The sequence below is a fragment of the Pseudomonas sp. LG1D9 genome, from assembly GCF_002949995.1.
GTDB lineage: Bacteria > Pseudomonadota > Gammaproteobacteria > Pseudomonadales > Pseudomonadaceae > Aquipseudomonas > Aquipseudomonas proteolytica.
This window is the reverse complement of the sequence record NZ_CP026881.1, coordinates 4,665,634-4,692,497: the sequence shown is the minus strand read 5'-3', so window position 1 is coordinate 4,692,497 and position 26,864 is coordinate 4,665,634. Positions and strand designations below refer to the sequence as shown.

31 protein-coding genes and 1 pseudogene are annotated in these 26,864 nt (G+C 59.7%); 22 read left to right on the top strand and 10 right to left on the bottom strand.

Annotation, left to right across the window (positions count from 1 at the left end; translation table 11 throughout):
- The first annotated feature begins 2 nt into the window (after window positions 1–2).
- From C5F71_RS21980 to C5F71_RS21930, 11 genes are all read left to right on the top strand, one after another.
- Window positions 3–539 (top strand): HI1506-related protein, encoded by a 537-nt coding sequence (locus C5F71_RS21980; RefSeq protein ID WP_104911927.1) that lies wholly within the window; start codon window positions 3–5, stop codon window positions 537–539.
- Entirely contained in the window at window positions 536–1,027 is a 492-nt protein-coding gene (locus tag C5F71_RS21975; protein ID WP_104911926.1) for a phage protein Gp36 family protein, read from the top strand. Before C5F71_RS21980 ends, C5F71_RS21975 begins: the two co-directional genes overlap by 4 nt.
- Window positions 1,027–1,593 (top strand): phage protein Gp37, encoded by a 567-nt coding sequence (locus C5F71_RS21970; RefSeq protein ID WP_092235873.1) that lies wholly within the window; start codon window positions 1,027–1,029, stop codon window positions 1,591–1,593. The genes C5F71_RS21975 and C5F71_RS21970 overlap by 1 nt, the downstream gene beginning before the upstream one ends.
- A complete protein-coding gene (locus tag C5F71_RS21965) occupies window positions 1,593–1,784 on the top strand; it encodes a DUF2635 domain-containing protein (protein ID WP_104911925.1) in 192 nt (63 codons plus the stop codon). The genes C5F71_RS21970 and C5F71_RS21965 overlap by 1 nt, the downstream gene beginning before the upstream one ends.
- Window positions 1,781–2,881, top strand: a complete 1,101-nt coding sequence (locus C5F71_RS21960) for a phage tail sheath C-terminal domain-containing protein (protein ID WP_104911924.1) — start codon at window positions 1,781–1,783, stop codon at window positions 2,879–2,881. The genes C5F71_RS21965 and C5F71_RS21960 overlap by 4 nt, the downstream gene beginning before the upstream one ends.
- A 13-nt stretch (window positions 2,882–2,894) precedes the next feature.
- Window positions 2,895–3,266 (top strand): phage tail protein, encoded by a 372-nt coding sequence (locus tag C5F71_RS21955; protein ID WP_104911923.1) that lies wholly within the window; start codon window positions 2,895–2,897, stop codon window positions 3,264–3,266.
- 4 nt (window positions 3,267–3,270) lie between these two features.
- Window positions 3,271–3,657, top strand: coding sequence for a hypothetical protein (locus C5F71_RS21950; RefSeq protein WP_104911922.1), 387 nt, complete (start codon window positions 3,271–3,273; stop codon window positions 3,655–3,657).
- 177 nt (window positions 3,658–3,834) lie between these two features.
- Entirely contained in the window at window positions 3,835–6,246 is a 2,412-nt protein-coding gene (locus tag C5F71_RS21945; protein ID WP_104911921.1) for a phage tail tape measure protein, read from the top strand.
- Window positions 6,243–7,613: a DNA circularization protein gene (locus C5F71_RS21940; RefSeq protein WP_104911920.1), complete on the top strand. Its 1,371-nt coding sequence runs from the start codon at window positions 6,243–6,245 to the stop codon at window positions 7,611–7,613. The genes C5F71_RS21945 and C5F71_RS21940 overlap by 4 nt, the downstream gene beginning before the upstream one ends.
- Entirely contained in the window at window positions 7,597–8,736 is a 1,140-nt protein-coding gene (locus C5F71_RS21935; protein ID WP_256587962.1) for a phage baseplate assembly protein, read from the top strand. The genes C5F71_RS21940 and C5F71_RS21935 overlap by 17 nt, the downstream gene beginning before the upstream one ends.
- Window positions 8,736–9,278: a phage baseplate assembly protein gene (locus C5F71_RS21930; RefSeq protein ID WP_104911919.1), complete on the top strand. Its 543-nt coding sequence runs from the start codon at window positions 8,736–8,738 to the stop codon at window positions 9,276–9,278. The genes C5F71_RS21935 and C5F71_RS21930 overlap by 1 nt, the downstream gene beginning before the upstream one ends.
- A 9-nt stretch (window positions 9,279–9,287) precedes the next feature.
- On the opposite strand, the gene C5F71_RS21925 is transcribed toward C5F71_RS21930, so the two are convergent.
- A complete protein-coding gene (locus C5F71_RS21925; RefSeq protein ID WP_104911918.1) occupies window positions 9,288–9,608 on the bottom strand; it encodes a hypothetical protein in 321 nt (106 codons plus the stop codon).
- Window positions 9,609–9,734: 126 nt separating this feature from the next.
- Between C5F71_RS21925 and C5F71_RS21920 the strand changes: the two genes are divergently transcribed.
- The 5 genes and pseudogenes from C5F71_RS21920 to C5F71_RS21900 all read left to right on the top strand — a co-directional run bounded on the left by C5F71_RS21920 (window position 9,735) and on the right by C5F71_RS21900 (window position 13,741).
- Window positions 9,735–10,085, top strand: coding sequence for a phage GP46 family protein (locus C5F71_RS21920; RefSeq protein WP_104911917.1), 351 nt, complete (start codon window positions 9,735–9,737; stop codon window positions 10,083–10,085).
- A 1-nt stretch (window position 10,086) separates the two neighbouring features.
- A complete protein-coding gene (locus C5F71_RS21915) occupies window positions 10,087–11,157 on the top strand; it encodes a baseplate J/gp47 family protein (protein ID WP_104911916.1) in 1,071 nt (356 codons plus the stop codon).
- Window positions 11,154–11,732: a YmfQ family protein gene (locus C5F71_RS21910; protein ID WP_104911915.1), complete on the top strand. Its 579-nt coding sequence runs from the start codon at window positions 11,154–11,156 to the stop codon at window positions 11,730–11,732. Before C5F71_RS21915 ends, C5F71_RS21910 begins: the two co-directional genes overlap by 4 nt.
- Before the next feature lie 881 nt (window positions 11,733–12,613).
- Window positions 12,614–12,742, top strand: a pseudogene (locus C5F71_RS29760) (phage tail protein); the annotation flags it as partial.
- A gap of 546 nt (window positions 12,743–13,288) precedes the next feature.
- A complete protein-coding gene (locus C5F71_RS21900; protein WP_104911913.1) occupies window positions 13,289–13,741 on the top strand; it encodes a phage tail assembly chaperone in 453 nt (150 codons plus the stop codon).
- Between the two features lie 505 nt (window positions 13,742–14,246).
- Here the strand turns inward: C5F71_RS21900 and C5F71_RS21895 are convergent.
- From C5F71_RS21895 to C5F71_RS21880, 4 genes are all read right to left on the bottom strand, one after another.
- Window positions 14,247–14,438 carry a PLDc N-terminal domain-containing protein gene (locus C5F71_RS21895; RefSeq protein WP_003192770.1) on the bottom strand — a complete coding sequence of 64 codons (192 nt, stop codon included), beginning with the start codon at window positions 14,436–14,438 and terminating at the stop codon, window positions 14,247–14,249.
- A 67-nt stretch (window positions 14,439–14,505) separates the two neighbouring features.
- Window positions 14,506–15,036 carry a hypothetical protein gene (locus C5F71_RS21890; RefSeq protein WP_104911912.1) on the bottom strand — a complete coding sequence of 177 codons (531 nt, stop codon included), beginning with the start codon at window positions 15,034–15,036 and terminating at the stop codon, window positions 14,506–14,508.
- A gap of 150 nt (window positions 15,037–15,186) precedes the next feature.
- Window positions 15,187–15,702 carry an ankyrin repeat domain-containing protein gene (locus C5F71_RS21885; RefSeq protein ID WP_104911911.1) on the bottom strand — a complete coding sequence of 172 codons (516 nt, stop codon included), beginning with the start codon at window positions 15,700–15,702 and terminating at the stop codon, window positions 15,187–15,189.
- Between the two features lie 110 nt (window positions 15,703–15,812).
- The gene (locus C5F71_RS21880) at window positions 15,813–17,639 is read right to left on the bottom strand and encodes a long-chain-acyl-CoA synthetase (RefSeq protein ID WP_029300343.1); all 1,827 of its coding nucleotides are present in this window, start codon (window positions 17,637–17,639) and stop codon (window positions 15,813–15,815) included.
- A gap of 350 nt (window positions 17,640–17,989) precedes the next feature.
- Here C5F71_RS21880 and C5F71_RS21875 point away from each other — a divergent pair, with 350 nt between their 5' ends.
- Complete coding sequence (locus C5F71_RS21875; protein ID WP_029300345.1) at window positions 17,990–18,268, top strand: DUF3509 domain-containing protein; 279 nt, start codon at window positions 17,990–17,992, stop codon at window positions 18,266–18,268.
- Window positions 18,269–18,320: 52 nt separating this feature from the next.
- Here the strand turns inward: C5F71_RS21875 and C5F71_RS21870 are convergent, their stop codons facing one another.
- The 4 genes from C5F71_RS21870 to aroC form a co-directional block, all read right to left on the bottom strand.
- Window positions 18,321–18,623, bottom strand: coding sequence for a response regulator transcription factor (locus C5F71_RS21870; RefSeq protein WP_032867617.1), 303 nt, complete (start codon window positions 18,621–18,623; stop codon window positions 18,321–18,323).
- A 213-nt stretch (window positions 18,624–18,836) separates the two neighbouring features.
- Entirely contained in the window at window positions 18,837–19,382 is a 546-nt protein-coding gene (locus C5F71_RS21865; RefSeq protein ID WP_104911910.1) for an acireductone dioxygenase, read from the bottom strand.
- 46 nt (window positions 19,383–19,428) lie between these two features.
- Window positions 19,429–20,577, bottom strand: coding sequence for an MFS transporter (locus C5F71_RS21860; RefSeq protein WP_092235069.1), 1,149 nt, complete (start codon window positions 20,575–20,577; stop codon window positions 19,429–19,431).
- A gap of 10 nt (window positions 20,578–20,587) precedes the next feature.
- Window positions 20,588–21,679, bottom strand: coding sequence for a chorismate synthase (aroC, locus tag C5F71_RS21855; RefSeq protein WP_029300353.1), 1,092 nt, complete (start codon window positions 21,677–21,679; stop codon window positions 20,588–20,590).
- A gap of 142 nt (window positions 21,680–21,821) precedes the next feature.
- Here aroC and C5F71_RS21850 point away from each other — a divergent pair, with 142 nt between their 5' ends.
- Both C5F71_RS21850 and C5F71_RS21845 read left to right on the top strand, forming a co-directional pair.
- The gene (locus tag C5F71_RS21850) at window positions 21,822–22,784 is read left to right on the top strand and encodes an alpha/beta hydrolase (protein WP_092235068.1); all 963 of its coding nucleotides are present in this window, start codon (window positions 21,822–21,824) and stop codon (window positions 22,782–22,784) included.
- Window positions 22,785–22,884: 100 nt separating this feature from the next.
- Entirely contained in the window at window positions 22,885–23,688 is an 804-nt protein-coding gene (locus C5F71_RS21845) for a hypothetical protein (protein ID WP_029300357.1), read from the top strand.
- A gap of 284 nt (window positions 23,689–23,972) precedes the next feature.
- Here the strand turns inward: C5F71_RS21845 and prmB are convergent, their stop codons facing one another.
- Window positions 23,973–24,881, bottom strand: coding sequence for a 50S ribosomal protein L3 N(5)-glutamine methyltransferase (gene prmB / locus C5F71_RS21840; protein WP_029300359.1), 909 nt, complete (start codon window positions 24,879–24,881; stop codon window positions 23,973–23,975).
- A gap of 238 nt (window positions 24,882–25,119) precedes the next feature.
- Here prmB and C5F71_RS21835 point away from each other — a divergent pair, with 238 nt between their 5' ends.
- The 3 genes from C5F71_RS21835 to C5F71_RS21825 all read left to right on the top strand — a co-directional run bounded on the left by C5F71_RS21835 (window position 25,120) and on the right by C5F71_RS21825 (window position 26,812).
- The gene (locus C5F71_RS21835) at window positions 25,120–25,710 is read left to right on the top strand and encodes a cysteine hydrolase family protein (protein WP_029300361.1); all 591 of its coding nucleotides are present in this window, start codon (window positions 25,120–25,122) and stop codon (window positions 25,708–25,710) included.
- A 147-nt stretch (window positions 25,711–25,857) separates the two neighbouring features.
- Window positions 25,858–26,178, top strand: a complete 321-nt coding sequence (locus tag C5F71_RS21830) for a hypothetical protein (protein WP_029300363.1) — start codon at window positions 25,858–25,860, stop codon at window positions 26,176–26,178.
- A 76-nt stretch (window positions 26,179–26,254) separates the two neighbouring features.
- Window positions 26,255–26,812, top strand: a complete 558-nt coding sequence (locus C5F71_RS21825) for a Smr/MutS family protein (RefSeq protein ID WP_029300365.1) — start codon at window positions 26,255–26,257, stop codon at window positions 26,810–26,812.
- Window positions 26,813–26,864 lie beyond the last annotated feature (52 nt).

Here is a 26,864-nt window from a genome sequence, read left to right as displayed (position 1 = left end):
TTATGACCATCGTTATCACCTCAAAGCGCGACGGCTTCCGTCGTTGCGGTATTGCACACGCCAGCCAGCCAACCCCATACCCGGACAACTTCTTCACGGAAGGACAATTAAAGGCTCTCAGCAAAGAGCCTCAATTGGTCCTCTCTTATGTAGAGGCCGAATTCGACCAGGTACAGGACCGCCGCGATGAAAGCCTCCAGGAAGCCGACCTACAGAAAACGTCCAACGCCGCACAAAACGCTCAGTCGCAGGCGCCTGAAACAAACTCTACAGTTCTGGGTGATGCACTGGTTCCATCCGGCAGTGTGCCCGTTGTCGTCGGTGGGTTTGGATTTGACAGTCCGGGATCTGGGCCTACTTCGCTTGTGATTGAGCAGGACAAGGGGCCATTGAACGCGGTCGACATCGAACTCGATGGACTCTGGGAAGAGGCCCACCTGGAAGACCTGGCGCGTGAAGCGACCAAGGCAGAGGCCGCAAAACCTCCAGCGAAAACCCGAAAATCCAAAAACACCGAGGCCGAGGACAAAGGTAAATGAACCTCTCGCTACCGTCCGCCAGCCAGCTCATCGTCCGATTTGGCGCCAGTGATATCGCAGAGGTCGCGACCCCGGATACAGATCGCGTAATCGCCTCTGATTTGTTGGTAGCGGCGGCGGCTGGTCAGCCTCTAGGCGAATGGCCGCCCGAGGACGTAGCCACCGCTGTTGCGACTTTGGCAAGGATCGCCGACGCCGTCACACGGGCGCGTAGCGAAGTGTCGTTTTACCTACGGTTCCGTGCGGCTGGAGAGGATGCCCCTGCATGGGTCACGGATGACCTGGCCGAGATCGCCCGCTATCACCTGTACGACGACGCAGGCAAGGAAGAGTCGACCGTGCGGGTGCTTTACAAGGACGTGATCAAGCGCCTGGAGACCCTTGCCAGGGAAGACAAGGAGCGTGGGGCTTCGGATGGTGGGCAGTCTGGTTTCCAGATCAGCCACCAGCCTCGGCTGATGACTCGCAGGACTTTGAGGGACTTGTGATGCTGGGCGACCTGGAAGACTTGATCGAAGGCCGACTCAACGAGTTGAGCAAAAGCCTGCCGCGCTTGCGCGTGGCGAGCTACGGCGGCGAATTAGGCGACCCTGATCTGTTGCCGGAATTGCTCAAGCGTTGCCCGTCGATTTTGCTGATGGTGCCCAAGGCCATGATCAGGCCCAAGGCCCAGGGTCGCTACAGCATAAGTATCACTTTCCGCCTGGTGATTGCGGCTCGCCACCCTCGCGGGGAGAAGGAAACGCGGCGCGGCACAACTGACAAGGATGTTGGCACCTATGCGCTATGGGAGGCCTGCATGCACCAACTGGTTGACTGGCAACCTTGGGAGGGCCGCGCAGCCATCAAACCGATGGAGCTTTCCAACCTGGTCAACGGCAAGTTTGCCAGCGACCACCTGTCTGTCCTGGGGCAGTCATTCAACATCGAGCTGGACTGGGAAAAGCCGAAAGAGGCCTTGCCCGATTTACTGGGCGTTGATCTGAACTACCACACCCCATCGGACAACCCCAACCCGGTCGCTACCGACAACATTGAACTGAGGGACGTGTGATGCAAGTTAAAGCTGCACCTGGTCATCGGGTGCCCCTGGAAGACGATCCGTACAAGTACATCGAAACAGCCAAGGCTGTTGATGTGCCGGATACCTCCTACTACCGGCGCCGGTTGGCAGCGGGGGAATTGATGCCCGCCGAGAAACCAAGCGGTGGTGCCAAACAACCTGCAAAGGAATCCGCTGAATGAGCATCGAATTTGAAACAATCCCGGCGTCGATTCGCAAGCCGGGCGTCTACATGGAGTTCAACACCAGCCTGGCAGTACGGAACCTGCCGACTAACAAGCAGAGCGTGTGCCTGATCGTTCCCCTGGGCGAAGGCGCAACGGTTGCGGCCAACGTGCCAACACCGTTCTACAGCGCACCCGAGGCCAAAGCCTTGTTCGGCGGCACTGTCGCCGAGGAAATGGCCGATGCGTTTATCACGGCCTATCGCTACGCCTCAATCTCGGCGGTGGGTGTCGTTGTTGTGGATGACGCTGAGCCGGACATCAAGGCCGCACTGGACGCGACCGCGCTGGGTGGATTTACCATCCTGGTTCCGGCCTGGTACAGCAGCGCCGCGCTCACGGCTTTGCGTGACCATATCAAGGTCTACACCAACTCGATGGAGCAGCAAGGCATCATCGGCGTTGCGGCCTTGACCAGCACGCTATCCGCTGCGACCACGCTGGCGACATCACTGAACTCCGGCGCAATCAGCCTGGCCGTGTTGCCTGGTACTACATCGACAGCGCGCCAGGTCGCGGCCGCTTATGCTGCGATGATCGCTTCGGAAGAAGATCCAGCGCGACCGCTTAATACCCTGGTGCTGTCCGGGATTAAGGTTCCGCCTATTGCCCAGCGCCTTGGCCGTACCGAGCAGGAAACTGCCCTGGCTAACGGTGTCACGCCGCTGGAAGTCGCGGCCGGTGATGTCATCCAGATTGTCCGCGCCGTAACCACTTACACCAAGTCTGCGGCGGGTGTCACGGATGTGTCTCTGCTGGACCTGACCACCATCCGCACGCTGTATTACATCCGTATGGCGTGCCGTGACCGTATCCGCCTGCGGTTCCCTCGCTCCAAACTCTCGAAAAAGACCCCAGAAGCGGTTCGCGGCGAGCTGCTGGACGTGCTGCTCAAGGCGCAGGAGCTGGAGATCGTCGAAGAGGTCGAGGCCAATGCGGCCGGCCTGGTGGTCGAGCGTTCGGCCCAGGACGCAAACCGCCTCAATGCAACCATTCCCACTGATGTCGTCAACGGCCTGCATGTGTTCGCCGGTCGCATCGACCTGCTCCTGTAAGAGGTGATTTTAGATGGCTGATAACTATGTAGGGCAGATCGTCCTGGAGATCAACGGCACCGACTATGAGGTGGTGAGCGTCGAGCCGAGCCTCAAGACCGGGCGCAAGGTCGTCAAGACAATGAATCGCACCGGCCGCCCAGCCGGCACGGCAAAGGGAATTGAAGATCACGAGCTGAAAGTCTCGGTGGCTATTCCTAAAAATGGTGAACCGGACTGGCGCGCGCTGTTGGATGCCAAGCTGACGATCTATCCCCAGGACGGCGGCGGTAAGCGTGAGACCTGGACTGGTTGCTCATTGATCGACCTCGGCAGTAAGTACCAGGTGGAAGGTGAAGCCACCCGCGACCTGACCATCGCGGCTCTCAACTACTACACGGAATAACACAATGACCGAGCAACCAAGCAAGCGCTGGGAAGGCCTGTGCATCACCGGCGAGTTGAGGATGGGCGTTTACTACGCTGGTTTGCGCCACAAGACCTTTACCTTGCGCGTTCCTGTTGCGGGCGACCTCGTCGCCGCACAGGAGCTGCATCCTGGCGCGCCATTTCAACTGATTACCCTGGCGGTATATCGCCGCCAGTTGTTGTCCCTGGGCGAGATCCCCGCCGAGGCGCTGACAACTGAATTACTCCTGGACGAATTGACCGAAAGCGACTTGGCGATCATTGCCGACACCGACGCCGAGCTGGAAAAAAAGCTCGCGCCGCTGAGCGCGGCAACGCCGACTGGCGCCGAATTGAACACGCCTTCGTCCGGAACGGCTACCGACTAGAAGAGCTGCTCCAGATGACCAGGGCCGAGATCGACGCACGTATTGATCTGATCATCGGCAAGGTCAAAGGCACCCGCTACGTCAGCCAGCGCCAGCGCAAGGCGTTGCCAAAACCCAAAAGATAGGCTCGATACCGGGCCTTTCCTATTCCAGTAAGACCCTTTCCGGGAGTTTCCCATGTCCGATCTGCGCGTCGCGCTCCGTTTCCAGGCCCATGCGGGCAACAGTCGGCGTGAGATCGAGCAGATCAACCGCGACTTACGCAAAGCCGGTAAAGAGGGAGCGAAATCCCTGGCCGATGAAAGCTGGAAAGCATCCTCGGCCATCACCAAAGTGGGTCAGGTCGGGGCCAACAGTTATAAAACCATCCGTAGTGCCATGCGTGAAACCGCGAAGGCAGGTTCCGGCACGCGCATCGAGGTCAGCAAGACATCCGCCGAACTCAAGGAGATGGCCACTGCCGCCCGCAAGGCTGCGCGTGATGCCAAAACCGAGTTGATGAATACCGACCGCCAGGGTGTACAACCTCTGCGCCAGAGTGTTGATCGGACAGAAACGTCCTTCCGGCGCATGGCTCAGAACAGCGGGCGTAGTCTTCGCACGCTTAAAACCATTGCGATGGGTGTCCGTCAGGAGTTCGACCGCCTCAAGGGACTAGGCGGAAGCATGCATGGGCAATTAGCTGGTGTGGGTGTGGGCGTTGGGGTGCTTTCGGGAATGAAAGCAAATGCTGACCTGGAGCGTGGGCTGATCCGCACAAAACAAACTGCTGATATGAGCGGAGAGCAAAAGGAAGATTGGAAAAAAGAAGGCTTCAGAATTGCTACCGCCAATGGCATTAGCAGAGAAGATGTTGACCGTGGTTTCAATACTTTGATTGCGTCTGGTGTGAATTACGATGCAGCTAGAATGACCGCTGATGCAATTGGACAAACTACTGCTGTGACCGGTGCTGACTCGGCTGTATTAGGCAAGGCGGTAGTTTCGGGGGCTAGTGCATTCAATCTTGATTTGAATAAAGCAGGTACGGCCTTGGATCTGCTTCAAAAAATGACAGTGGCAGGACGATTGGGCAACGCCGAACTTGAAAACCTTGCTGACCTTTTCCCTAAGCTAGGTGGAGCGGCCTCGGCAGCGGGTATGTCTTTGTCTCAAGCCTTGGCCTTCACTGAAACGTTGTCGACAGTAGAGATGCAGCCTGATCGACTCGGCACTCTCGCAGAGTCAACATTGCGTATATTTACTAACAAGCAATATCGAGATCGAATCACCCAGACGACAGGGGTCGGTTTCTTTAACAAAGACGGTAGTTCGCGAAATCCGCAGGATGTTTTCGGAGATCTAAAAGGAAAGTACGACAAACTTGCTACCGATGAAATGCGCGCAAAGTTCATGGGCGTTGTATTTAAAGGAATGGACCAGGACACCGTTCGGGGTAGCCGAATTATGATGACAGGGAATCGTCTAGATACTTTTGGCTCTCAAACTAAAGAGCTTCATGATTCAGCCCCTGTTATCGCTCGCGACCTTAAAGAGAACACGGAAAGTGCAAGCGGCGTTGCAAGCAGGATGAAGGCTACGTTTGGCGAAGCCATCGACCGGATGGCTACACCTTTGAACAAGGGATTCGCTGATATGGGGCGTTACCTCCTGGATGACCTGAACCTGTCCGGTGAACAGATGCTGGCCGGTGGTGCCGCGCTGGGTGTCGGTGGTTACTACGCGGGGCGTGGTGCAAAAGCGGGTGCCGGGGCATTGCTCAACAAGTTCATGGGCGGCCCCGAAACCTTAAAAGGTATTGCCGTGGGTAGGGTTCTGGAAGAGGCCACGGGCGTTACCTCTGTGTTTGTTACCAACTGGCCTGCTGCTTCTCTGGGGGGCATTGGCGGCCCAGATCTGCCGAATGGTTCCAACTCCGGCAAGACTAACGGCAAACCAGGAGGATTTGTCGCCCCATGGGTTGCACCCTTGGCGTTAGGTGCGACTGCCACCCAGATCGGTGGCGCAAGTGCGACAGCAACAGATGAGGGCCGACTGGATGCAGCCCAGCGCAGTAAGCTCTTGAACGATGACCAGCGCACCTACCAAACGTCCTTCTATCGTAACCGTATGGCCCTGGCCGATCAGAACCCCGACCAATCATCTGACTGGCTGTCCACAGAAGCCCAGCGCCTGGCACACCATGAAACTGGCCTGACTGCATCGGGTTTGCCCGTTAGCGGCGCCAACACCTGGGCGCAAGGTATCGCCAATCGCGCCTTGGCTGCGGGGGCCGAAACCTTCACTGCGCAACAGCAACTGCGGGACATGATGTCGCAATCTGCCAGCCAGCCGTCCACCTGGTTGGCTGCCCAGGCCCAGCGCCTGGCTACCCCACTGTCAGGCGGTGTTGCTCCTGGTATGCCGGGCTTTGGCACCAATGGCGCTGCACCTGGTGCAGCCGGTGCCAATCCCGCCGCACAAGCCGCCGAGGAGCGGTTGCGGGCCTTGCTCGCACAGCCGTTGGTCATTGAAGTTCGTACTGACTCACACATGTTCCAGGCCGAGGTCGAGCGCCGAACCAATGTTCAGATGAGGCGCGGCGGATGAGCTGGGCAGAGAACCTGCTGGACGCCTCGTTTCGCGGCGTCCCGCTCCAGATCGAAAGCGAAAGCATGCAATGGCAGCGCGCTTTGTCAGAGCATGGGACACCATTCAAGGATGGCGACCGGGTCAAAGACTTGGGCCGTGGCGCTCGACGCTTTCCCATGCAAGTTGTGGTGTTCGGCGTCAATTACGAGATCGAACTCCAGAACATCCTCCGCACCCTAAACACTCCAGGTACGGGCGAACTGATACACCCTATCTATGGCAGCCTGAATGTCGTCAGCAACACCGGCGAAGTTAAGCACCACGCCGAGCGTCCCGACTATGCCGAGATCAGCATCCTGTTTGTCGAGGACACGCCCGATGCACCGTTTTTCGAGCGGCAATTTGAGTTCGTCGATATTGGCGTATTGGGGCTTGAAGACGAATACACCTGGCAGGATGGCATCTTTGATCTGTTCGGGCGCATTGACTCCCTGGTCGGCGAGATTCAATCGTGGATAGGTGGCGGCTGGGTTGGTCTGATTGAAAAGGCCCTGGGCCTGCCGGGCATCGGTCTGCGTTTGCAACAACTGCGCTCGCAGATCCTCGGTGTGGTGTCTGGCATTGGGTCGATGGCTAAACGGCCGTCGGGGGCCTTTGATCCGCTGGTGGACCTGATGCGCACGCCCTCCGAGATCCGGGCAGCGATCCAGGGCAGTACCCCCAGTTCGTCGACGGCGCTGCTTGCCAGATCTGGCGTGCCCGCCGCATTACCTGGCAGTGCTAGCCTGACGGCCGACGCCGTCCGTGCAGGCAGCGGCTTTTTGATCGCTGCCCGCCAAGGCGTAGCGCCGACAGTTGAGCTGCTGGTCGGAGGCCTGCCAGGTAACACCGGCCCCGGCCTGGTACTACTGCCCAACGGCATGCCGGATGATCCAGTGACCGCCAGCGGTTTCGCTCTGGTAGTCCTAGTCATCACCGAATTGGCATTGACCCATGCGCAGGCGGTGGCCTCCGTCATCGAGGACGAAGCCGACACACCAACCTTGAGCCCACTGGAACTGGAGGGACTGGTTAACCTGGTGCGTTCCCTGGTGCAGTCATCCATCCTGTTGCAACGTCACCTGTACGACGTGGAGACCGCTCGGCCGATCATTGAGGCGTTACGCAACGTCGCCGCATTGATCCAGGCCCGTGCCCGCCAGGTCATCCTGCAAAGCCCGCCCATGATCGAGCGTGTGGTCGAAACCCCAGCGAGCCTGCGCCTGTTGGCCCACCGCTGGTACGGCGACCATACCCGCGCCGCCGAGTTGATCCGCCTCAATCCCGGCCTGAAAACGCCCCACAACATCGAAGCCGGGGAGGTACTGCGTGCCTACGCCAAATAAAGCCCTGGAAGAATCCATCCGCTTATCCATTGGCGGCCTGGCCCATGAAGAATGGGACGGCTGGTCGATTGAATCCGACCTGTTGATTGCGTCTGATGGTTTCGAGCTGGAGCTATATACCAAGGACGCCACACGCTTACCCAGCGTGTTGGCCGAGGGCGCGCCATGCTCTCTGACCTTGGGCAAGGATCGCGTGCTGACGGGCCAAATAGACGAGTTTGAACATGACATCTCCCGTCAGGGTATCTCGATGCGTATCACCGGCCGGGACCGTGCCGCACCCCTGGTCGACTGTTCGGCGCCGTTCGTCTCGATGCGCGAAGCCACACTGGCGCAGATCTTGGACCGGGTCGTCAAACCGCTGGGCATTACCCAGGTCGAGATCCGCGCCGCTCAGGCTAAGACCAGGCGCCGCGTGCAGATTGAGCCGGGCCAGAGTGCGTGGGAGGCGTTGCTCCAGGTTGCCGAGGCTAATGGTCTGTGGCCGTGGGTCGAGCCTGACGGGCGTTTAATTATTGGCGGGCCGGACTACAACGCGGCGCCAGTGGGAACACTGGTCATGCGCGAAGATGGTGTCGGCAATAACGTGCAGCGCCTCAGTGTGCGGCGTTCCATCGCCAATCGGTACAGCCAAATCACGGTCCTAGGCCAGCATGGGCAGTACGACAATGACGGGCTGGACAGCAAACGCGCCCACCTACGTTCTGTCATCCAGGACGAAACCCTGGCCCGCCGTGGGATCTTCCGACCAAAGGTGGTCATTGATAGCTCCAGCGAGAACCAGGACATGGCGACCACTCGTGGACGTAAGTTGCTGGCAGACAGTCGCCTGGAAGGTTTCGAGATCCGCGCAGTGGTGATGGGCCATCGTGCCGATAACGGCCAGGTCTGGAGCCCAGGCCAGCGCGTCATCGTTCGTAGTGAGCCCCATGGATTGGATGCGACCTACTTTTTGATGTCGCGCACGCTGCGCCTGACCCGCGCTGAAGGCCGAATTACTGAGTTGCGGTTGCGCGAGGATAAGTTGTGGGTACTGGATGGCAACCCCACCACGAAGCGCAAAGGCAAGGGTAAGAAGGGCAACCCGGATGCGGAACTTATCGAGATTTTTAGGGGGCTGTAATGAGTAATATGGCGCGCCTGGTGCGTGATCAGGTTAGTAGAGTGATGGGTAACGTGCGTCAGGCCTTCCGGGCCACGGCAGCACGCAACACCCACGGCAAGCTGATTGGCGTCGAAATGGAAGGCCTGGCAGGCGAGTCGGTTTCAGGCGAGCTGATGCAGCACTACGGCTACAGCTCGGCGCCACTACCTGGTGCGGAGTTTCTTGCTATCCCAGTGGGTGGTAACAGCAAACACACGGTCGTAGTCGCCAGTGACGACGGGCGTTATCGAATTACCCTTAAAGACGGCGAAGTATCGCTGTACACCGATGAGGGTGATTACATCCATATGAAGCGCGGCCGGTTGATCGAGATTGAAACCGAGACCCTGGTCGTGAAGGCCACGACCAAGGTGCGCTTTGAAACGCCTTTGGTCGAGATGAGCGATGACGTTAAAGCGGCAGGCGAGGTCGCGGACCACACCCGGACCATGCAGGCAGATCGACTGATCTACAACGGCCATGACCACGGTGGAGGGCCGACACCTGGTCAAAAACAGTAACCGAGTCTATCAGGGCGTCGTTTCACTCTTTTCTAATTCTTCATAGTAGGTCTGATACACCTTGAGCGCACCCCTACAGCGTTCTAGGTATTGGTCTAATGTCCACCCAAGCCGCGAGGCTTCGGTGATCATGAATCTGTTTAAAAACTCGGTTCCGCCAGCCATTTTTGTGGAGTCTTGGAAACTGGCCATTTGCCCGATGATCCCGCATGCACCAGATAGTTTTGCGGCAGCAAGAAGCTCGGTGCCAGACACCAACGGTGCGTCACCAGCCCATGACGTAGAGGTAATTGAGAAGAGAAGCGCTGCGAGATAACGGTTTAATAGCATTGAGTGATTCCAAAATGCAGATGTAGGGGGAACGACCAAAGCCTAACTGGTAATACGCCAGATGCACCAAGAACCTTAAACCCTCCTGAAATACACTCTATACCTGTGTCACTGCACCATACACCCATGGACGCAGGCATAAACCCAACCACTGGCGACTTGACGGGCCAGCGTATCAATACGCTGGGCAACGCCGTTTATATCCGCCTCATGACACCCCTCGGCACCTGGTGGAAAGACACCACCGTGGGTTCCCGCCTGCATGAGCTGAAACGCTCCAAAGACCTGTCACGGGTCGGCAAGCTCGCCAAACAATACGCCGAGCAGGCGCTCCAGCCGCTGCTCGATGACGGCCGCGCCCAAGACATCACCATCGCCGTCGAGCAGCCCCACAACGGCTGGCTTCACTTGCAAATCGACATCACCGACGCCACCGGCAATCCGCAGGTGTTTCGCCAACCTGTAAGGGTGAACTGACATGGCTTATACCGCTCCCGGCCTGGATGAGATTCTGCGCGGCATCCTGCGCGACATTCGTAACCTTCAAGCCGAAGCCGATATCGGCCCCGACAGCGACAACTATGTACGCTCGGCCGCTGTGGCCTCGGCTATTGAGGGGCTGTATCAGAAGCTGGCCTGGGTATACCGCCAGATTTTCCCAGACACTGCCGATGAAGAGGAACTCGTCCACGCGGCCGCGCTTAGGGGTGTGCTACAAAAAGACCCCGTAGCGGCCACCGGTACGGCGGCCCTCAAAGGTACGCCCGGCGTACCGTTGCTGCTTGGTGCCACCTTAAAGCACGTCGTCACCGGCGAACTGTTCACCGCCAAAGCTAGCGCGAAGATTGGCACCGATGGCACAGCCTCGGTCCTGGTCGAAGCTCAAACCGTCGGCGCTGCACTGAACGACCTAACGGGCGCCCTGGTGCTTACCAGCCCGCCGTTGGGCATGGACGCGGCCGCTACTTTCGTCGGCAAAACCACTGGCGGCGAAGACCGGGAGACAATCGAATCGCTGCTGGCGCGTTACCTGGACATCATCCAGTCACCCCCGGCCGGTGGTGCGGCCTATGACTACCGCCGCTGGGCGTTGGAGGTCGATGGAGTAGCCGACGCGCTGCCTATCCCCCGGCGCAGAGGGGGCGGCACCGTTGATGTAGTCATCACCGCCAGCACTGGTAAACCTTCGGCTGAGGTCATCGCGGCATGCCTGGCGCATATAGAAGACCAGTGCTCAGTCATCGCCGACGTATGGGTCTACGCGCCAACTATCCGCACCGTCAACGCCGCAGCCAAAATTGAACTGGCCTCTGACTTCACTATGGCCGACGTGCAGGCAGCGGCGCAAAAGGCCTACAACACCCTATTGGGTGCCTTGAAGCCCGGCGACACCCTCAAACGCTCGCAGATCGAGGCCATGATCAACAACCTGGCGGGTGTCCTAGACCGTGCCGTCACGGCTCCGACCGGCAACGTCAAAGCGTCCGATGATCCCGCGATTGTCGGTTGGATTCGCCCTGGCACCATTACCCTGGGGCTATTGGAATGACCACGCTCGCCGATCAACTCCGTCTGCTGCTTCCACCTGTTTCCTATGACGGTTCCGCGCCTTACCTGTCGGCCACCATCGAGGCCGAAGCTAATGCCATGGACCTGGCCGACTCCCAGGCAGGCGTGGTTTACAACACAATTTTCCCCGATTCCGGCGAAGGGCTGACCGATTGGGAGCGGGTGCTGGCCTTGCCTGATCCTTGCCTAGTCGGCCAAGCCCAGACTGTCGGCCAACGTGTACAGGCTGTTATTAGCAAGCTGCCTGGCCGTGCAGGCCAAAGTAAACCCTTCTTTATCGCCCTGGCTAAATCCTTGGGCTACGACATCACCATCACCACATTCCGACCAGCGCGAGCTGGCATAGCGCGAGCTGGCGATCCCATCAACGGTGGTGACTGGGACTTCACCTGGCGGGTTAACGCCCCGCCCGTAACGGTGAGTTATGCCAGGGCCGGTGCTACGGGCGCTGGCGATCCTTTATCCGTCTGGGGCAACAGAGCCCTGGAGTGTCGGCTGGGCCAGATGAAGCCTGCCGAGTCTATTTTGCTGTTCGGTTACGGAGACCAACCATGAAGAAAATCGGAGATAGCACCAATACCGCAACGGAGAGCGGCGAATGGACCGAAGGCAATCCAGCGGCTGGTGCGGCTGCCACGTTACTTAAAGCCGATTGGCTTAACACCATTCAGCGGGAAATTATCGCGGTTGTTCTTGCTGCTGGGCTGACTCTCAATAAAAACGATGACTCCCAGCTATCCAAGGCTGTCAGAGCGCTGATTGCGACAGAAGCTGACTCTAAGATCAGCTCAAAACCACAATCGGGCATTGTGGGAGCCATCGCCGACATACCAATAACCACTTTGGGAACCTACATCCCCGCAACTACCGATAAGCCGTCGGTCTCCAGCAATGGGTTGTTTCTGCGGATGAAATGGCCGGGGGGAAATATTGCATTCGATATTTTCGGCCACATAGGCGGCGGCAGCGATGTTTTAGCTTTCCGCCGAGTTCTTGGTGATGGTTCATATACGATGAGGTACGTGTGGCACGACGGGAACTTTAATCCTGCCTTGAAAGCCAACTTGGATAGCCCTGCTTTGACTGGGGTTCCGACAGCGCCGACAGCGCCCCCTGGTAGCAATTTTGGCGAGGTGGCAAACGCTGCATTCGTCTGGTCGTCGGTCAATGCCTACGCGACCACCGTAACCGCCTCGCTAGCGCTCAAGGCCAACTTGAACAGCCCAAAGTTCACCGGCATTCCAGAGGTGCCTACTGCTGCGCCAGGAACAAACTCGCTACAGGCAGCCAACACCGCTTTCGTTGCTGCCGCCGTCGCCAGGCTGGTCGATTCATCGCCGGGCGCATTGGACACGTTGAACGAACTGGCAAAGGCACTGGGGAACGACCCGAACTTTGCTACTACCATAATGAATGCGTTAGCCGGCAAGGCTGCCAATGCCACGACATTGGCTGGTTACGGCATTAAGGACGCGTACCGCGTAGTCGATGTTGATTACAGGCTGGATGCCAAAGCCAACAAGGCAAACTCTCTGGCCGGGTATGGCATTGTTGACGCCATTCGCAATCACAACCCGCTGCCAGGCGAAAGCATTGATGTTCATGGCGGAACCTATGCGTTCCTCTCATCCCCGTTAGAGTCAACTGTGGCTCAGAACTGCTATTGGGACGGGGCGGACTGGGTGCGTCATGACGGGACAAAAAATGCGGTATGTATCAGTGCTAATAATGGTGTGGCGCATATTCGAACGGCGCTACCTGGAGCTGGCCCGATTCGTTGGGCTACAAGCGACCCGTTATGGACGTCTTCAAACGCGACCGTTTCGAGTTCATCTGGTACCGGAACTCTGAAGCTCCCGAACGGCTGGATACAGCAGGTGTTTGATGTGACAGAAAGCACGGGAGCGAATGACCTCCGCTACTTCCCTGTTTCCTTTCCAAACGAATGCTTCGGAGTATTTCCTGTCCTTCTCAGCGCCACAGCAGGCGGATATGGAAATAACCTCGGCTTCGTCGTCGGTGACGTCACCAAAGATCGTTTCGTAATCAGTGCCGGCGGGAACTTCTCCCCCGAAGGTCGCTTCCGTGTATTCGCCTTAGGAAGGTAACGCATGAAATTTTACTTCAGTCCTTCAGTGACTGCCTTTTATCGGTCTGATATCAGTGGCGAGCTTGGCAGCGATGATTGTTCGATGCCTGATGATGCCCTTGAGGTGGCTAGCGAGGTATACGAGCGGATGTTGCGAGTCCGGGAGGAAGGTGGCCGAGTTGTCCCGGACGAAGACGGGATACCGATTGCAGCGCCGGCCCTGCTCCCAACCAGCGAGGAGCTGGCCGAAAAGGAGCGGCGCTGGCGAGACCGGGTGATATCCACCACCGAGTGGATAGTGACCCGCCATCGTGATGAGGTGGACATGGGCCAGGAAACCCAGATTACGCCTGAGCAGTTTTCAGAGCTGCTGAGGTACAGGCAGGCCTTGCGGGATTGGCCGACAGCAGAAGGCTTTCCAGACGCCGAGCTGCGCCCGACTCCACCGGACTGGCTTGCTGGTCAAACTGAGTAAGACAATAGCTACAGAGCGAGATGCCAAACATCTCGCACAATCTCGTAGTCTGGACGGGCGCAAGCAGTGCCAAATCACCTGCGAGGCGGTGCCAAATCCGACGCGCGCTTACACTTCGCGCTCTGGCGTTGCTGTTGATCTGGCTTTTGATCTTAGGCGCCCCGTTAAACCACGATGGCCGCAGGCAGGTATTGCGCAGTGGGCACCCCGGCAGGATGCCGGGGTAGCCGCGACACGGCCATGGATGGCCGATCGCGGCGGGCCCACGGAGCAATGCCTGACTGCGGGCATGCCGAGCCTAGGCGAGGCACCGAGTGGTGGGGCAAGAGCGCTTTGGTTACTTTCGCGCTCTTCGAAAGTGACCCGCTGTAAAAGCGGAACCATTAGCCGCCGTGACCGCAGCAACGGATATGTACACCGCCTCCAAGAACCATCAAAGAGTTGTGTAGATACTCACAGCTATCGCCGGCAAGGCCGCACATTACTTGATTGTGCTCACTGAGGATCAGATCCGCACATTGCCCCGTGGTCCGGCGATGGCCCAAATAATCAGGCCCAATACCGGCAACAGCAGGATCAACAGGATCCACAACACTTTGGCGCCGGTGCTGGCGCCGCTTTTGAACACGTTGATGATCGCCCAGATATCCAAAGCCAGGATGATCAAGCCGATCAGGCTGTTAAATGTGGAACCCATGGTGTCGCTCCTAAGTGAGGGCTTGCCTGCTTAGGATAGCCAGCCCTGACGAGGGTTCCGTTTTATTTCATACGTGCAGGGCAATGCGCAGGGCTTCCAGGGACGGCTCACCCTTGATCCCGACTGCAGCACACAACTCCAGCACCCGTGGTACATCGTTGCCGTACACCAACACCGCCTGGATCTCGTCATCGAGCAACTGGCTGAAGTTCATCAGAGTGTAGCCGCCGTTTTCCGGGCTCATGGCAGCGAGTTGGATCTGGATGCGATTGAGCGCCGTGAGCGCCTCGGTCTTGGCCAATTGCTTGGGCTTGAGGTTGAACGCCACGTCGGGACCAAACGAGGCGACGATCTGGGCGAACAGGTCCTGGTAGGTATCGGCCTGGAACAGCACCGTTTCCGGCAGGCTACCGACCACAATCCACTCACCCAGGGGGATGGGGAAGCTGTCGTCGTAGTTGATATCGGGGTTGGCCGCCAGGAACCCATCGGCATCCGCGTAGGCTTGGGCAGCCTCGTCGGCGATCTGCGCAACCTCGGCATCGCTCATCAGCCCGGTGCTGATTTTGCCGATGAGTTCGATGAGGGCGGTTTTCATGGATACATCCTGTGCTGGGGCCGATTTTGGGGGCGCGACGATAACACTGGTTGATAAACGCGACAAATCCCCCTGTAGGAGCCGGCTTGCGGGCGATGGCGATCTTGCTGACGCCATCGCCGGCAAGCCGGCTCCTACAGGGGGATTTGGTCAAGCCAGCTTTTGCAGTTGGGCTGTTGTATCGGCAGCGCCCATGGTCTGGGCCGCCACCAGTGCAGTCACGCCCTGGGCATCGGTGGCCTTCGGGTTGGCCCCGACGCTGAGGAGGTAATCGACTATCTCGGTGCGGTTGAACATCGCGGCCATCATCAGCGCCGTGCGGCCATCGGCAGATGCGCCTTCAACCGGCGCGCCACCTTCGATCAACGCCTTGACCACCACGAGGTTGCCCTTGAACGCAGCACCGGCGATGGGCAACTGGTTTTTGTCATTGGCCATCTGCGGGTCGGCCTTGAACTCCAGCAGCACCTTCACGGCATCGGCATGCCCGTGATAGGCGGACAACATCAACAAGGTATCGCCATTGTGATTGCGCAGATTGACCGGCAAGCCCTTGGCCAGCAGCGCGGCCAGCATGGCGGCATCGCCCTTGCGGGCCACGTCGAAGATCTGCTCGGCAAATTCGGCGGCTTCATCTTCGGTCATTTGTTTAGCTTGATCTGACATCTGCGGCTCCCTGTGGGGTGTGGCGTAAGGCCGTCAGTTTCCCGAGCAGCGCCACGCCTGTCACCCCTTTTTTGCCGAAAGCCGCAATAGCCAGGCTCTATCACCCACCGTCAGTAGCGATATTTTCCGCCCTGAATATCCACCAGCACCTGCTCGGTCACAGGCACATAGGCATCCGTGCCTGGCAGCCAGGCATAGAGTGGGTCATCACCGACCCTGGCCGGGTCGAACGCCTCTTCCTTGAGCCGCACCTTCTGGTACTTGAAGGTGCCTGTGGTTTCCATCTTGACCTTGATCCGCAGGAACAGCGGCACCGCATAGGCCGGCATCTGGCTCAGGGCGAACTGCAACAGCGCCCGCATATCCAGGGTTGCCAGGGACTCGGACGGGGTAATCGCGGCCATCCCGGCGCGGCCGTTGGTATTGGCGATTTCCACACCGTAGGCCACCGCCTCGGTGATCTGCGGGTACTGCATAAAGATGTTTTCCACCTCGGTGGTGGAAACGTTCTCGCCCTTCCAGCGATAGGTGTCGCCCAGGCGGTCGACGAACTGCGCATGGCCAAAGCCGATGCTGCGCAGCAGATCGCCGGTGTTGAAATAGCGATCGCCCTTTTCGAAGACATCGCTCAAGACCACCTTGCGGTTCTTTTCCGGGTCGGTGTAGCCATCGAACGGCGCCTTGTCGTCGATCCTGGCCAGCAGCAGGCCCTGCCCGCCCTTCTGCACTTCACGCATGAAGCCATTGCTGCCACGGATCGGTTCGCAGGTGTCGTGGGCGTAGTCCACCAGCGCCCAGTGCATCAGGGAAAAGCCGATGGTGTTGTCGAAATTCAGCACGTTGGTGAAACCGATATTGCCGTCGCTGGCCGCATACAGCTCGCAGATATGCTCGACGCCAAAGCGCTCCTTGAACGGCCCCCACACCCCAGGGCGCAAGCCGTTGCCGATCATCTTCACCACGCGGTTGTCGCGGTCGCGCGGGCTTGGCGGCTGGTCGATCAGGTAGCGGCACAACTCACCGACATATCCCAGGGTGGTTGCGTTGAATTTGCGCACATCGTCCCAGAACTGGCTGGCGCTGAACTTGCGGCGGATGGCAAACCCCGACGCGCCGGCAATCGCCGAACCCCAGCACACGCAGAGCCCGGTGGCGTGGTACAGCGGCAGGGTGCAATACACGACGTCCTCCGGCCCCATGTCCAGGGCGATGGTGCCGAAGCTCGCCGAGGATTTCATCCAGCGGCCATGCTTGAAGATGCCAGCCTTGGGCAAACCGGTGGTGCCGGAGGTGTAGATATAGAAGCATGGATCGTTGAAGTAGATCTGCTGGCTGCTTGCGGGGTTATCCGGCGAGCAGTCCGCGCTGGCTGCCATCAGGTCGACATAGCCCGCGGGCACCGGCGCCGCCGGTTGTTCGGCAACGTACCAGGTGCGCTGAGGATCAATCGCCACCTGCCCGCGCACGGCGTCGTAGGCTTCGACCAGCTCCGCGCCGACCACAATCGCCACCGGGTCTACCAGGGTCAGGCTGTGGACCAGCACCGCCTGGGTTTGCGCGGTGTTGAGCATGGCGCAGATGCCGCCGACCTTGGCCACCGCCAGCACGGTCAGCAGCAGTTCGGGACGGTTTTCAATAAACAGCGCGACCACATCCCCCTTGCCAATGCCTTGGGCCTGCAGGTGATGGGCGATGCGGTTGGCATGCTGGTTGGCCTGGCGGTAACTGAGCACCTGGTCGCCGTACAGCAGCGCCGCGCCCTCGGGGTTGCGTTGGGTGGCCTGTTCGAAGGTCCAGCCCAACCCGCAGGGTTGATCGGGGTCAGTGATGTTGGCGACGCGGATACCCCGTACCAGGCGTGGTAGGGCACGGACAATGGTCGGCACCTTGCGCAACATCATGCCGAGGGTAATCATCTCGCTGTTCGGATTGCTCATGTACAGAAGTCCTTTTTCTTATTATTCGTAGGGTCTGCAGGCCGTCATGGGACGTAGGACCGTTCCTGAATGCCTTGCAGGAAAATACGTCAGCCATTCCTTGGCTGTACACGCAGGATTTGCAATGTTTTGTATCCCACAGCGCGGTGCCGCCCAGCACCGTTCGTCACCGGCCAATAGCGCAAAATGCAGGATGCACGATGGCCATTCATGCATATTGCACGAAACCGAAAAATTCAATTTTTTATAAGATACTGATTTGTAAGGATTTTTTATAAAAATCAATACTGGCACAATCACTGCACCTATCACTCCATGCCGCACAACACGAGCCAATGGAGCCGATAGACATGAGCCTGATCCAAGACAAATTCGCTTCTGTATTCTCCAACTACGACGTCACCACCCAAGCGCGTCCTGACGGTGGCATCCTGCTGACCCTGCGCAACACCGAGGGCAAGCAGATCAAACGCTCGATCTCGTACCAGCAGCTGCACACTGCCGACCAACTGACGTGGGTCATCAGCGCCATCCGTCGTGACCTGGCAGAACAGGCCAGCGAGCTGCCGCAGATTTCGATGCTGCAAAGCCAGCACCGCTTTGCCCTGCCGACCTACCACTCGGCCTGAGTACCGGTTTGTTTTCCAGGGCCGTGAAGCCGTCAGGCTTCACGGCCTTTTTTTATCTGCACAAACCGCGCTTGATCGCCTCGCTCACCGCCTGGACCCGGTTGTTGACGCGCAGCTTGCAGTAGATATTGCGCAGGTGAAATTTTACCGTGGCTTGTGAGACGCAACGGATCCGACTGATTTCCCATACGGTCTTGCCCTCCGTGGCCCAATGCAATATTTCCAGTTCCTTGGCAGTCAGCGGCTTGTTCGGCAACGCCAGTTGTGCGCCATCTGCCCTGTGGTCGGAGGCCTGTTCACAGGCCTCGTTTGCCGCAGGCGCCACGGATGGGATCGACTCATCTGGGCTGCTCATGCATACCTCTCCGTCTCTTATTGAATTGCACTGCCAATATTCGGACTCCTCCTATTGACAGATAAATACACAGCGACGGGAGAGTTACATAAAGCCTGGGATTAACACATCGACCCACAGACAAATAGCTATAACTTACAAACTATAGAGCCCATTCCCACAAACTTATCCAACTTCGGAGTATTGAATAAGTTTGTGAAAAGCGAACTTGGATCAATCATCCAATCCGGGGAACGCTTGGGCGATATCACTGCCGGTTACTTGCGCCACGGCCCCGGCGGCCGTCTGGAACAGGCTGATGGCAACCACACGCGGTTCTTCCCCCAAGTCAAACCAGCGCGGTATGCCGGCCGGGATGCGCAGCAGGTCGTGTTTTTCGCAGAGTACCGTGAAGATGTAATCGCCGATGTGCAGGCCGAGCAGCCCTCGCCCGGCGGCGAACAGGCGGATTTCATCGGCATCGTGGCGATATTCATCGCGCAAACCCGCAGCAACGGCGTCCTTTTTCGGATGCTCGCGGCTCACACTCAATACCTCTACGTGCGCGTAGCCCTGGGCGGTCATCCAGCTGTCGATGGGCCCCTGGTACGCCGCCGTCACCTCGGCCGCGCTGGCACCGGCCTCGACGCGGGTGTTGGCCTGCCAGCGCTCGAAGCCCACGCCGTGCTCGGCCAGGGTCGAGGCAATGTCGTCAGCGTGGGTCAGGACCTTGTTCGGGGTGTCCGGGGTGGCAACGTGATAAACGAAGAGAATGCTCATAAAAGGGGTCCTCGGGCGGTAAGAGTCTGCAGATGATGGGCCGGGCTCACGGCCGTTCCTCGGGCAAGCGCAGCAGCATGAGCAACGCGGCGGCCAGGGCCGCGAGGCTGGCGATACTGAAGGTCAGGGTCGGCCCCAGTTGGTTCCAGCTATAACCGGAATACAAGGCGCCCAGCGCGCCGCCGGTGCCGGCCAGCGCCGCATACAGGGCCTGGCCCTGGCCTTGCTGGCGTGCACCGAAGCTGCGCTGCACAAACTGGATGGCCGCCGCATGAAAGCTGCCAAAGGTCGCGGCATGCAGCAATTGGGCAAATAGCAGCACCCACAGGAACTCGGCGAACGAACCCAGCAACAACCAGCGCAACGCCGCCAGCAGGAAACTCGCCGCCAGCACCCGGCGCACCGAGAAGCGCGTGAGAATCCGGCTCATGGCCATGAACATCAACACTTCTGCCACCACGCCCAAGGCCCACAACAAACCGATCACACCACGGCTGTAACCGAGGCTTTCCAGGTGCAGGGTAAGAAAGGTGTAGTACGGGCCGTGGCTCATTTGCATCAAGGCCACGCAGGCATAGAACGCCAGCACACCAGTGCTGCGCAATTGCCGCAGGAAGCCGTCGCCGGCCCCACGCTCCCCGGTGGACGTCGGCTGGGCATTGGGCACCCACCAACTGGCACCGATGATGCCGGCCATGATCAACACGATTGCCACCGGGTAGATGTCCAGGCTCAGGGCTTCAAACAGCCGCCCCAGGGCAACGACGGCGAGGATAAAACCCACCGAGCCCCAGAGGCGGACCTGGCTGTAGCGTGAGGTCTGGCCGCGTAGATGCGCCAGGGTGATGACCTCGAACTGTGGCAGCACCGCATGCCAGAAGAACGCATGCAGGGCCATCACCAGCGCCAGCCAGGCGTAGCTCTGGCTGACGAAGATCAGCGAAAAACTCAGCAACGTGCACACCGCGCCAACCCGCACGATGGCCAGGCGCCGACCGGTGTAGTCCCCCAGCCAGCCCCAGATATTGGGTGCCACGCAGCGCATCAGCATCGGGATCGCTACCAGCTCGCCAATGCGCGCGCTGGAGAACCCCAGATGATGGAAATACAGCGCCAGGAATGGCGCCGTCGCCCCCAGCAGGGCGAAATAGAACAGATAGAAGCTGGAGAGTCGCCAGTACGGGAGTGCTGTCACGGTCAGACCGTCACAGCTGGCCCAGCACCGGGGTACTTACACGCACATCGGCATTCTGCCCACGGTGGCGCAGCAGGTGGTCCATCAGCACAATGGCCATCATTGCCTCGGCAATCGGCGTGGCGCGGATGCCCACGCAAGGGTCATGGCGGCCCTTGGTGATCACGTCCACCGGGTTGCCATGCACATCGATGGAACGCCCCGGCGTGGTAATGCTCGATGTCGGCTTGAGTGCCAGGTGCGCCACGATCGGCTGGCCGGAGGAGATGCCCCCAAGAATGCCGCCAGCGTTGTTGCTGACAAAGCCTTGCGGGGTCAGCTCATCGCGATGCTCGGTGCCACGCTGGGCAACGCAGGCGAAACCGGCGCCGATTTCCACACCCTTGACCGCGTTGATGCTCATCAGCGCATGGGCCAGTTCAGCGTCCAGGCGGTCGAAGATCGGCTCGCCCAGGCCCGGCATCACCCCTTCGGCGACCACGGTGATCTTGGCGCCTACCGAATCCTGGTCACGGCGCAACTGGTCCATATAGGCTTCCAGTTCCGGCACCTTGTCCGGGTCGGGGCTGAAGAAGGCGTTGTCTTGCACGCTGTCCCAGGTCTTGAACGGGATTTCGATCGGGCCCAACTGGCTCATGTAGCCACGAACCACAATGCCCTGGGTCGCCAGGTACTTCTTGGCGATGGCCCCGGCGGCTACGCGCATCGCGGTTTCCCGCGCCGAACTGCGGCCACCGCCGCGGTAGTCGCGCTCGCCGTACTTGTGGTGATAGGTGTAGTCGGCGTGGGCCGGGCGGAACAGATCCTTGATCGCCGAATAGTCCTTGGACTTCTGGTCGGTGTTGCGGATCAACAGGCCGATGGCGCACCCGGTGGTGCGGCCTTCGAACACGCCGGAGAGGATTTCGACTTCGTCGGGCTCCTGGCGCTGGGTCGTGTGGCGGCTGGTGCCGGGCTTGCGGCGGTCGAGGTCGCGCTGCAGGTCGTCCAGGGACAGCTCAAGGCCGGGCGGGCAGCCGTCGACAATGGCGACCAACGCCGGACCATGGCTTTCGCCTGCGGTGGTGACAGTGAACAGCTTGCCGTAGGTATTGCCGGACATGCAGAGCGCTCCGTGAAATCAGTTGAATCAACTCAACCGTGATAACTAAGCGCGCCAGTATACGCAGGCTCACCCAGTAGTTCATCCTCGAAACCTTCCCGGTAGACGTTGGTCCAACCGGCACCTTCCTCATGATGGCGCGATGATGCTGCGAGTTTTACTGTTTACCCTCACCCTGATCTGTACCGCCGCCCACGCCGCCGCCCCTGTGGTGCTGCAACGCCCCATCAGCCTGGACACCGGCAGCGGCGAGTTGTTTGGCTCGTTGCTGCTGCCGCAATCCGCCAAGCCCGTGCCCGTGGTGCTGATCATTGCGGGCTCGGGCCCCACCGATCGCAACGGCAACAGCGCCGAAGGGGCACGCAACGACAGCCTCAAACGCCTGGCCTGGGTCCTGGCCCGCCACAACATTGCCAGCGTGCGCTACGACAAGCGCGGCGTGGCCGCCAGCCTCAAGGCCACGCCCGATGAACGCAACCTGACGCTGGATGCCTATGTCGCCGACGCGGTGGCCTGGGGCAAATCCCTCAAGGCCGATCCGCGTTTCGGGCCCCTGATAGTGCTGGGCCACAGTGAAGGCGCCTTGGTCGCAGCCCTGGCCGCCCCTGAGCTCGACCCCGCCGGGGTGATTTCCCTGTCCGGCAGTGCCCGCCCAGTGGACCAGGTGATTCGCCAGCAACTGGCCGATCACCTGCCACCGGCCCTGCTGCTGCGCAGTAACCAGATCCTCGACCGACTCAAGGCCGGCCAGGTCGATGCCGATGTGCCCGACCCACTGCAGGGTATTTTCCGCCCCAGCGTGCAGCCTTATCTGATCAGTCTGTTTCGCGCAGATCCTGCGGCGGCATTCGCTCGCCTGAACATGCCGGCCCTGATTGTCCAGGGCACCACCGACCTGCAAGTGGGAGTGGCCGATGCCGAAAAGCTCAAGCAGGCCAAACCCGACGCCGAGCTGGCGGTGATTCCCGGCATGAACCACGTCATGCGCATCGTACCCAACGATGTGAAACAACAGTTGAGCTCCTACAACAACCCACAATTGCCCCTCGCCGACGCGTTGGGCAGGCGCCTGGTGAGCTTTATCGACGGACTTCGCCCCCGATAACCCACTATTTACCCTCCAGTCCTGGAGAAAACGGCCGATAAGCACAGGGTCGACAGCAAAAAGACTGTCGACTCGCTGGGCTTGGACAGGATCGCGCCGAATGACGAACACCGAAGCAGTACCGGAATCTCCCGCCGAGAGCACCGCCGAAACCGAAGCGGCGGCTGCGGCGGCTCTGCCGTGGGCGGAGGTTGAGGCCGAACACTTCAAGATGCTGCGCCTGGCGCCCTTGGCCACTGACCGCGCGACCGGCGCCCGGCCATTGCGCTTTGTGCAATTTGGCTACGCCGAACGCAACAACAAGGACCACAGCCTGCTGCGCATGGTCATCCAATTGCCCGCCCAACGGGTGCGGCGCGAACAGAATCACCTGGATGTGTGGGTCGACCACGCCACCCACCGCGTGCATTTTGGCCCGGGCAACAGCCTGGAAATCGAGCCGGCCAACCGTGGCCTCGGTCGTTTCCTGGTGGCCCAGGGCGCCGCGTGGGCGAAGAAGAAGTGGTCGCACTATCGCGTCGACGGTGTGGACCTGGCAAACAAAGACGCGCTGAACGAAGCCACCCGCCTGCGCCGCGATCACTTTTTGCGGATCCAGGGTTTTGATGTGGCTTACGCCGATGTGCAGCACCTCAAAGGGCACGTGCAGCCGGGCAAGGTCAGCGAAGTGCTGGACAGCTGGAACACCGAGAAGGTGCAGTTCGTGGAAATCCTGGAAGCGGCGCAGATGCTGCAACAGGCTGAGCAGAACCTGGCGGAACAGGAAGTGAAACTGCGCCACGAAGAAGAAAAGGTCATCAAGTTCAAGCGCGAAGACAGCGGCTTGCGCTTCACCATCACCTGCCTGGTGGCGTTTACCGTGTTCCAGGCGGGGCTGTTGATCTGGATTGCGACGCACCGCTGACAACACGCTTTAACTGACCACACCAAATGTGGGAGCTGGCTTGCCTGCGATGGCATCTACATAACGTTCAGACACCGAAGAACTCCCCCGTGGCGAGCGGGCTTGCCCCGCGCTGGGCTGCGAAGCAGCCCCAATAAGCCGTATGTGCCGCATCAGATACACCGTGGAGGCCGGTTTTGGGGCTGCTTTGCAGCCCAGCGCGGGGCAAGCCCGCTCGCCACGGGGAGGCAGTTCGTCAGTTTCTGAAGGCCATCGCAGGCAAGCCAGCTCCTACATGGCCCGGGCTAGACCCTGGCGGCAAACACCGCCTGATGCGCCCGGCACTGCTCCGCCGTGAGCATGAACACGCCATGGCCACCGTTCTGGAATTCCAGCCAGGCAAAATCCACTTCCGGGTACAGCGCTTCAACGTGCACCTGGCTGTTGCCCACCTCGACAATCAACAAGCCCTTCTCGGTCAGATGATCGGCCGCTTCGGCCAACATCCGGCGCACCAGGTTCAAGCCGTCGTCACCGCAGGCCAGGCCCAGTTCGGGTTCGTGCTGGTATTCATCGGGCATGTCGGCAAAGTCTTCAGCATCGACATACGGCGGGTTGGACACAATCAGGTCAAAGCGCTGGCCGGGCAAACCGTCGAAACCATCACCCTGCACGGTGTACACGCGCTCGTCGGCACCATGGCGCTCGATGTTCTGGTTAGCCACTTCCAGCGCTTCGAAGGACAAGTCCCCCAGCACCACCTCGGCCTCTTGGAACTCGTAGGCGCAGGCAATACCGATGCAACCGGAGCCGGTGCACAGGTCGAGGATGCGCGCCGGCGGCTGGGCCAGCCAGGGCTCGAAGCGGTTTTCGATCAGCTCGCCAATCGGTGAGCGCGGGATCAACACGCGCTCGTCGACGATAAACGACATGCCGCAGAACCAGGCTTCTTTCAACAGGTAGGCGGTGGGCACGCGCTCGTGGATACGGCGATGCAGCAGGCGCTGTACGTGGGAAATCTCTTCTTCTTCGAGGTTGCAATCCAGGTAGCTGTCGGCAATTTCCCAAGGCAGGTGCAGCGCACCCAACACCAATTGCCGGGCTTCATCCCATGCATTGTCGGTACCATGGCCAAAAAACAGGTCTTCCCCATGGAAACGGCTGACAGCCCAACGGATATGGTCGCGCAAGGTGCGCAGGCGGGAAGTGATCACGGGGCAAGCTCCAGGAAAAAACGACTGGCAATTCTAACAGCCTTAAGCTGTACGGACGATGTATGAAAAACCTTTGCAAAACGTCAGATCCAACCTGATTCAAGGTTTTTCTGTTACACAGCAGCCCCTCTTGACAGGGCTGTAGGCCAACAACGGCGCACCTTACGTTAGTAGCGATTCACAGAACCGCTCAGCCAGAGGACAATGTCGCAAAAGCCCCACTCACAGGAGCCCCAGAATGTCCGTTCCAAAGACGATGTTTCAACTCAGCGGTCGCGGTTACGCACCGGCCAATTTGAGCCACGCGACCCTTGTGATCATCGATGCCCAGAAAGAATACTTGAGCGGCCCGCTCGCCCTGTCGGGCATGGACGCCGCAGTAGAAAACATCAAGCAACTGAGCGCTGCCGCACGCAAGGCCGGGCGGCCCATCGTGCATGTGCGTCACCTGGGCACCGTTGGTGGCCTGTTCGACCCTCAGGGCGAGCGCGGCGAGTTTATTCCCGGCCTGGAGCCACAAGACGACGAAACCATCATCGGCAAGCTGCTGCCCAGCGCTTTCCATGGCACGCTCCTGGAAAAAACCCTGCAGGAGCTCGGCTCCCTGGACTTGATCGTCTGCGGTTTCATGAGCCACTCCAGTGTCAGCACCACCGTGCGTGCGGCAAAGAACCTGGGCTTTCGCTGCACCCTGGTCGAAGACGCCTGCGCGACCCGCGACCTGCCTTACAAAGGCGGCATCCTCAGCGCCGAGCATGTACAGCAGACAGAAATGGCCATCATGGCCGACAACTTCGCCACTCTGGCCCTGACCCAAGATCTGATCTGATCTGGTCGCCCTGTCGATGAGCGGCGCGGCCACCGCAAAGGCCCCGCTCATCCGCTAAAGCCTGTCATTTACCGCAATTGCCTCCCAGCCCGGAACAAGTTGTTTAACTTCCGGTCGAAGGGCCGATACCCTGGAGGAAAGGTCGGAATGAAGATATCCGATGGTTTTGACGCTCGTCGCTTGCGCCCCAAGGGCCCGAGCAACTGGCGTCTGCGCCTGGGCGTGGCATTTGCCGCGCTGCTGGCGTTGTGTGGCTTGCTGCTTTCGTTGGCCGGTGCTGCCGGTCTGTTCGGTCATTCGCCCGCGCTGGGCGAACTCAATGCCAGCCCGGGTGGCGCGGCGGTGCTGTTGGTCAGCGGGCTGTTGATCCTGTGGCTGGGCGTCTGGCTGTGGCGCCGTTGCCGGCGCCGTATGCGCCAGCCACTGTCGCTGAATATCGCCTCGCACCTGATGAAAAAGCACGATTGAGGGAACACTGATAGCGTTTTGTCCCGCATCAACCGCCTCGATTTGGGTAAACTGCCCGCCCCGCGCGGAGGCTGACATGCAAGACGACGATTTTTCCCTATTCAAGAACGAGCTGCGCGGCGTCAAGCCGATCAAGCACGATCGCGCCGATACCGGCAAACCCAAGACCGACCGCGCGCAGATCGCCAAGCTGCGCCAGTCGGCCACGGTGCGCACGGATGCCACCACGGTGGACGGCCTATCGGACCAGTTCGTGATTGACGTCGGCCCCGAGGACGAGTTGATGTGGTCCCGCGACGGGGTCCAGGAAAGCCAGGTGCGCAAGCTCAAGGCCGGGCAGATCCCCTTCGAAGGCAGCCTCGACCTGCACGGCATGACGGTGGAAAAGGCCAGGGAAACCCTCTGGGCGTTCCTTGCCGAAGCCACCAAGTTCGAGATCCGCTGCGTACGCGTGACCCACGGCAAGGCCGTGCGCCTGGACGGCAAGCGCCCGATGATCAAGAGTCACGTCAATACCTGGCTGCGCCAACATGCCCAAGTGCTCGGGTTCACCTCCTGCCAACCGCGCCATGGTGGCGCCGGTGCGGTGTATGTGATGCTCAAGCGCACGATGCTTGAAGGGCGTGACGAGTGAATGACCTGGGAAAGGTTCATCTGTGGCGAGGGGGCTCGTCCCCCGCTGTGCT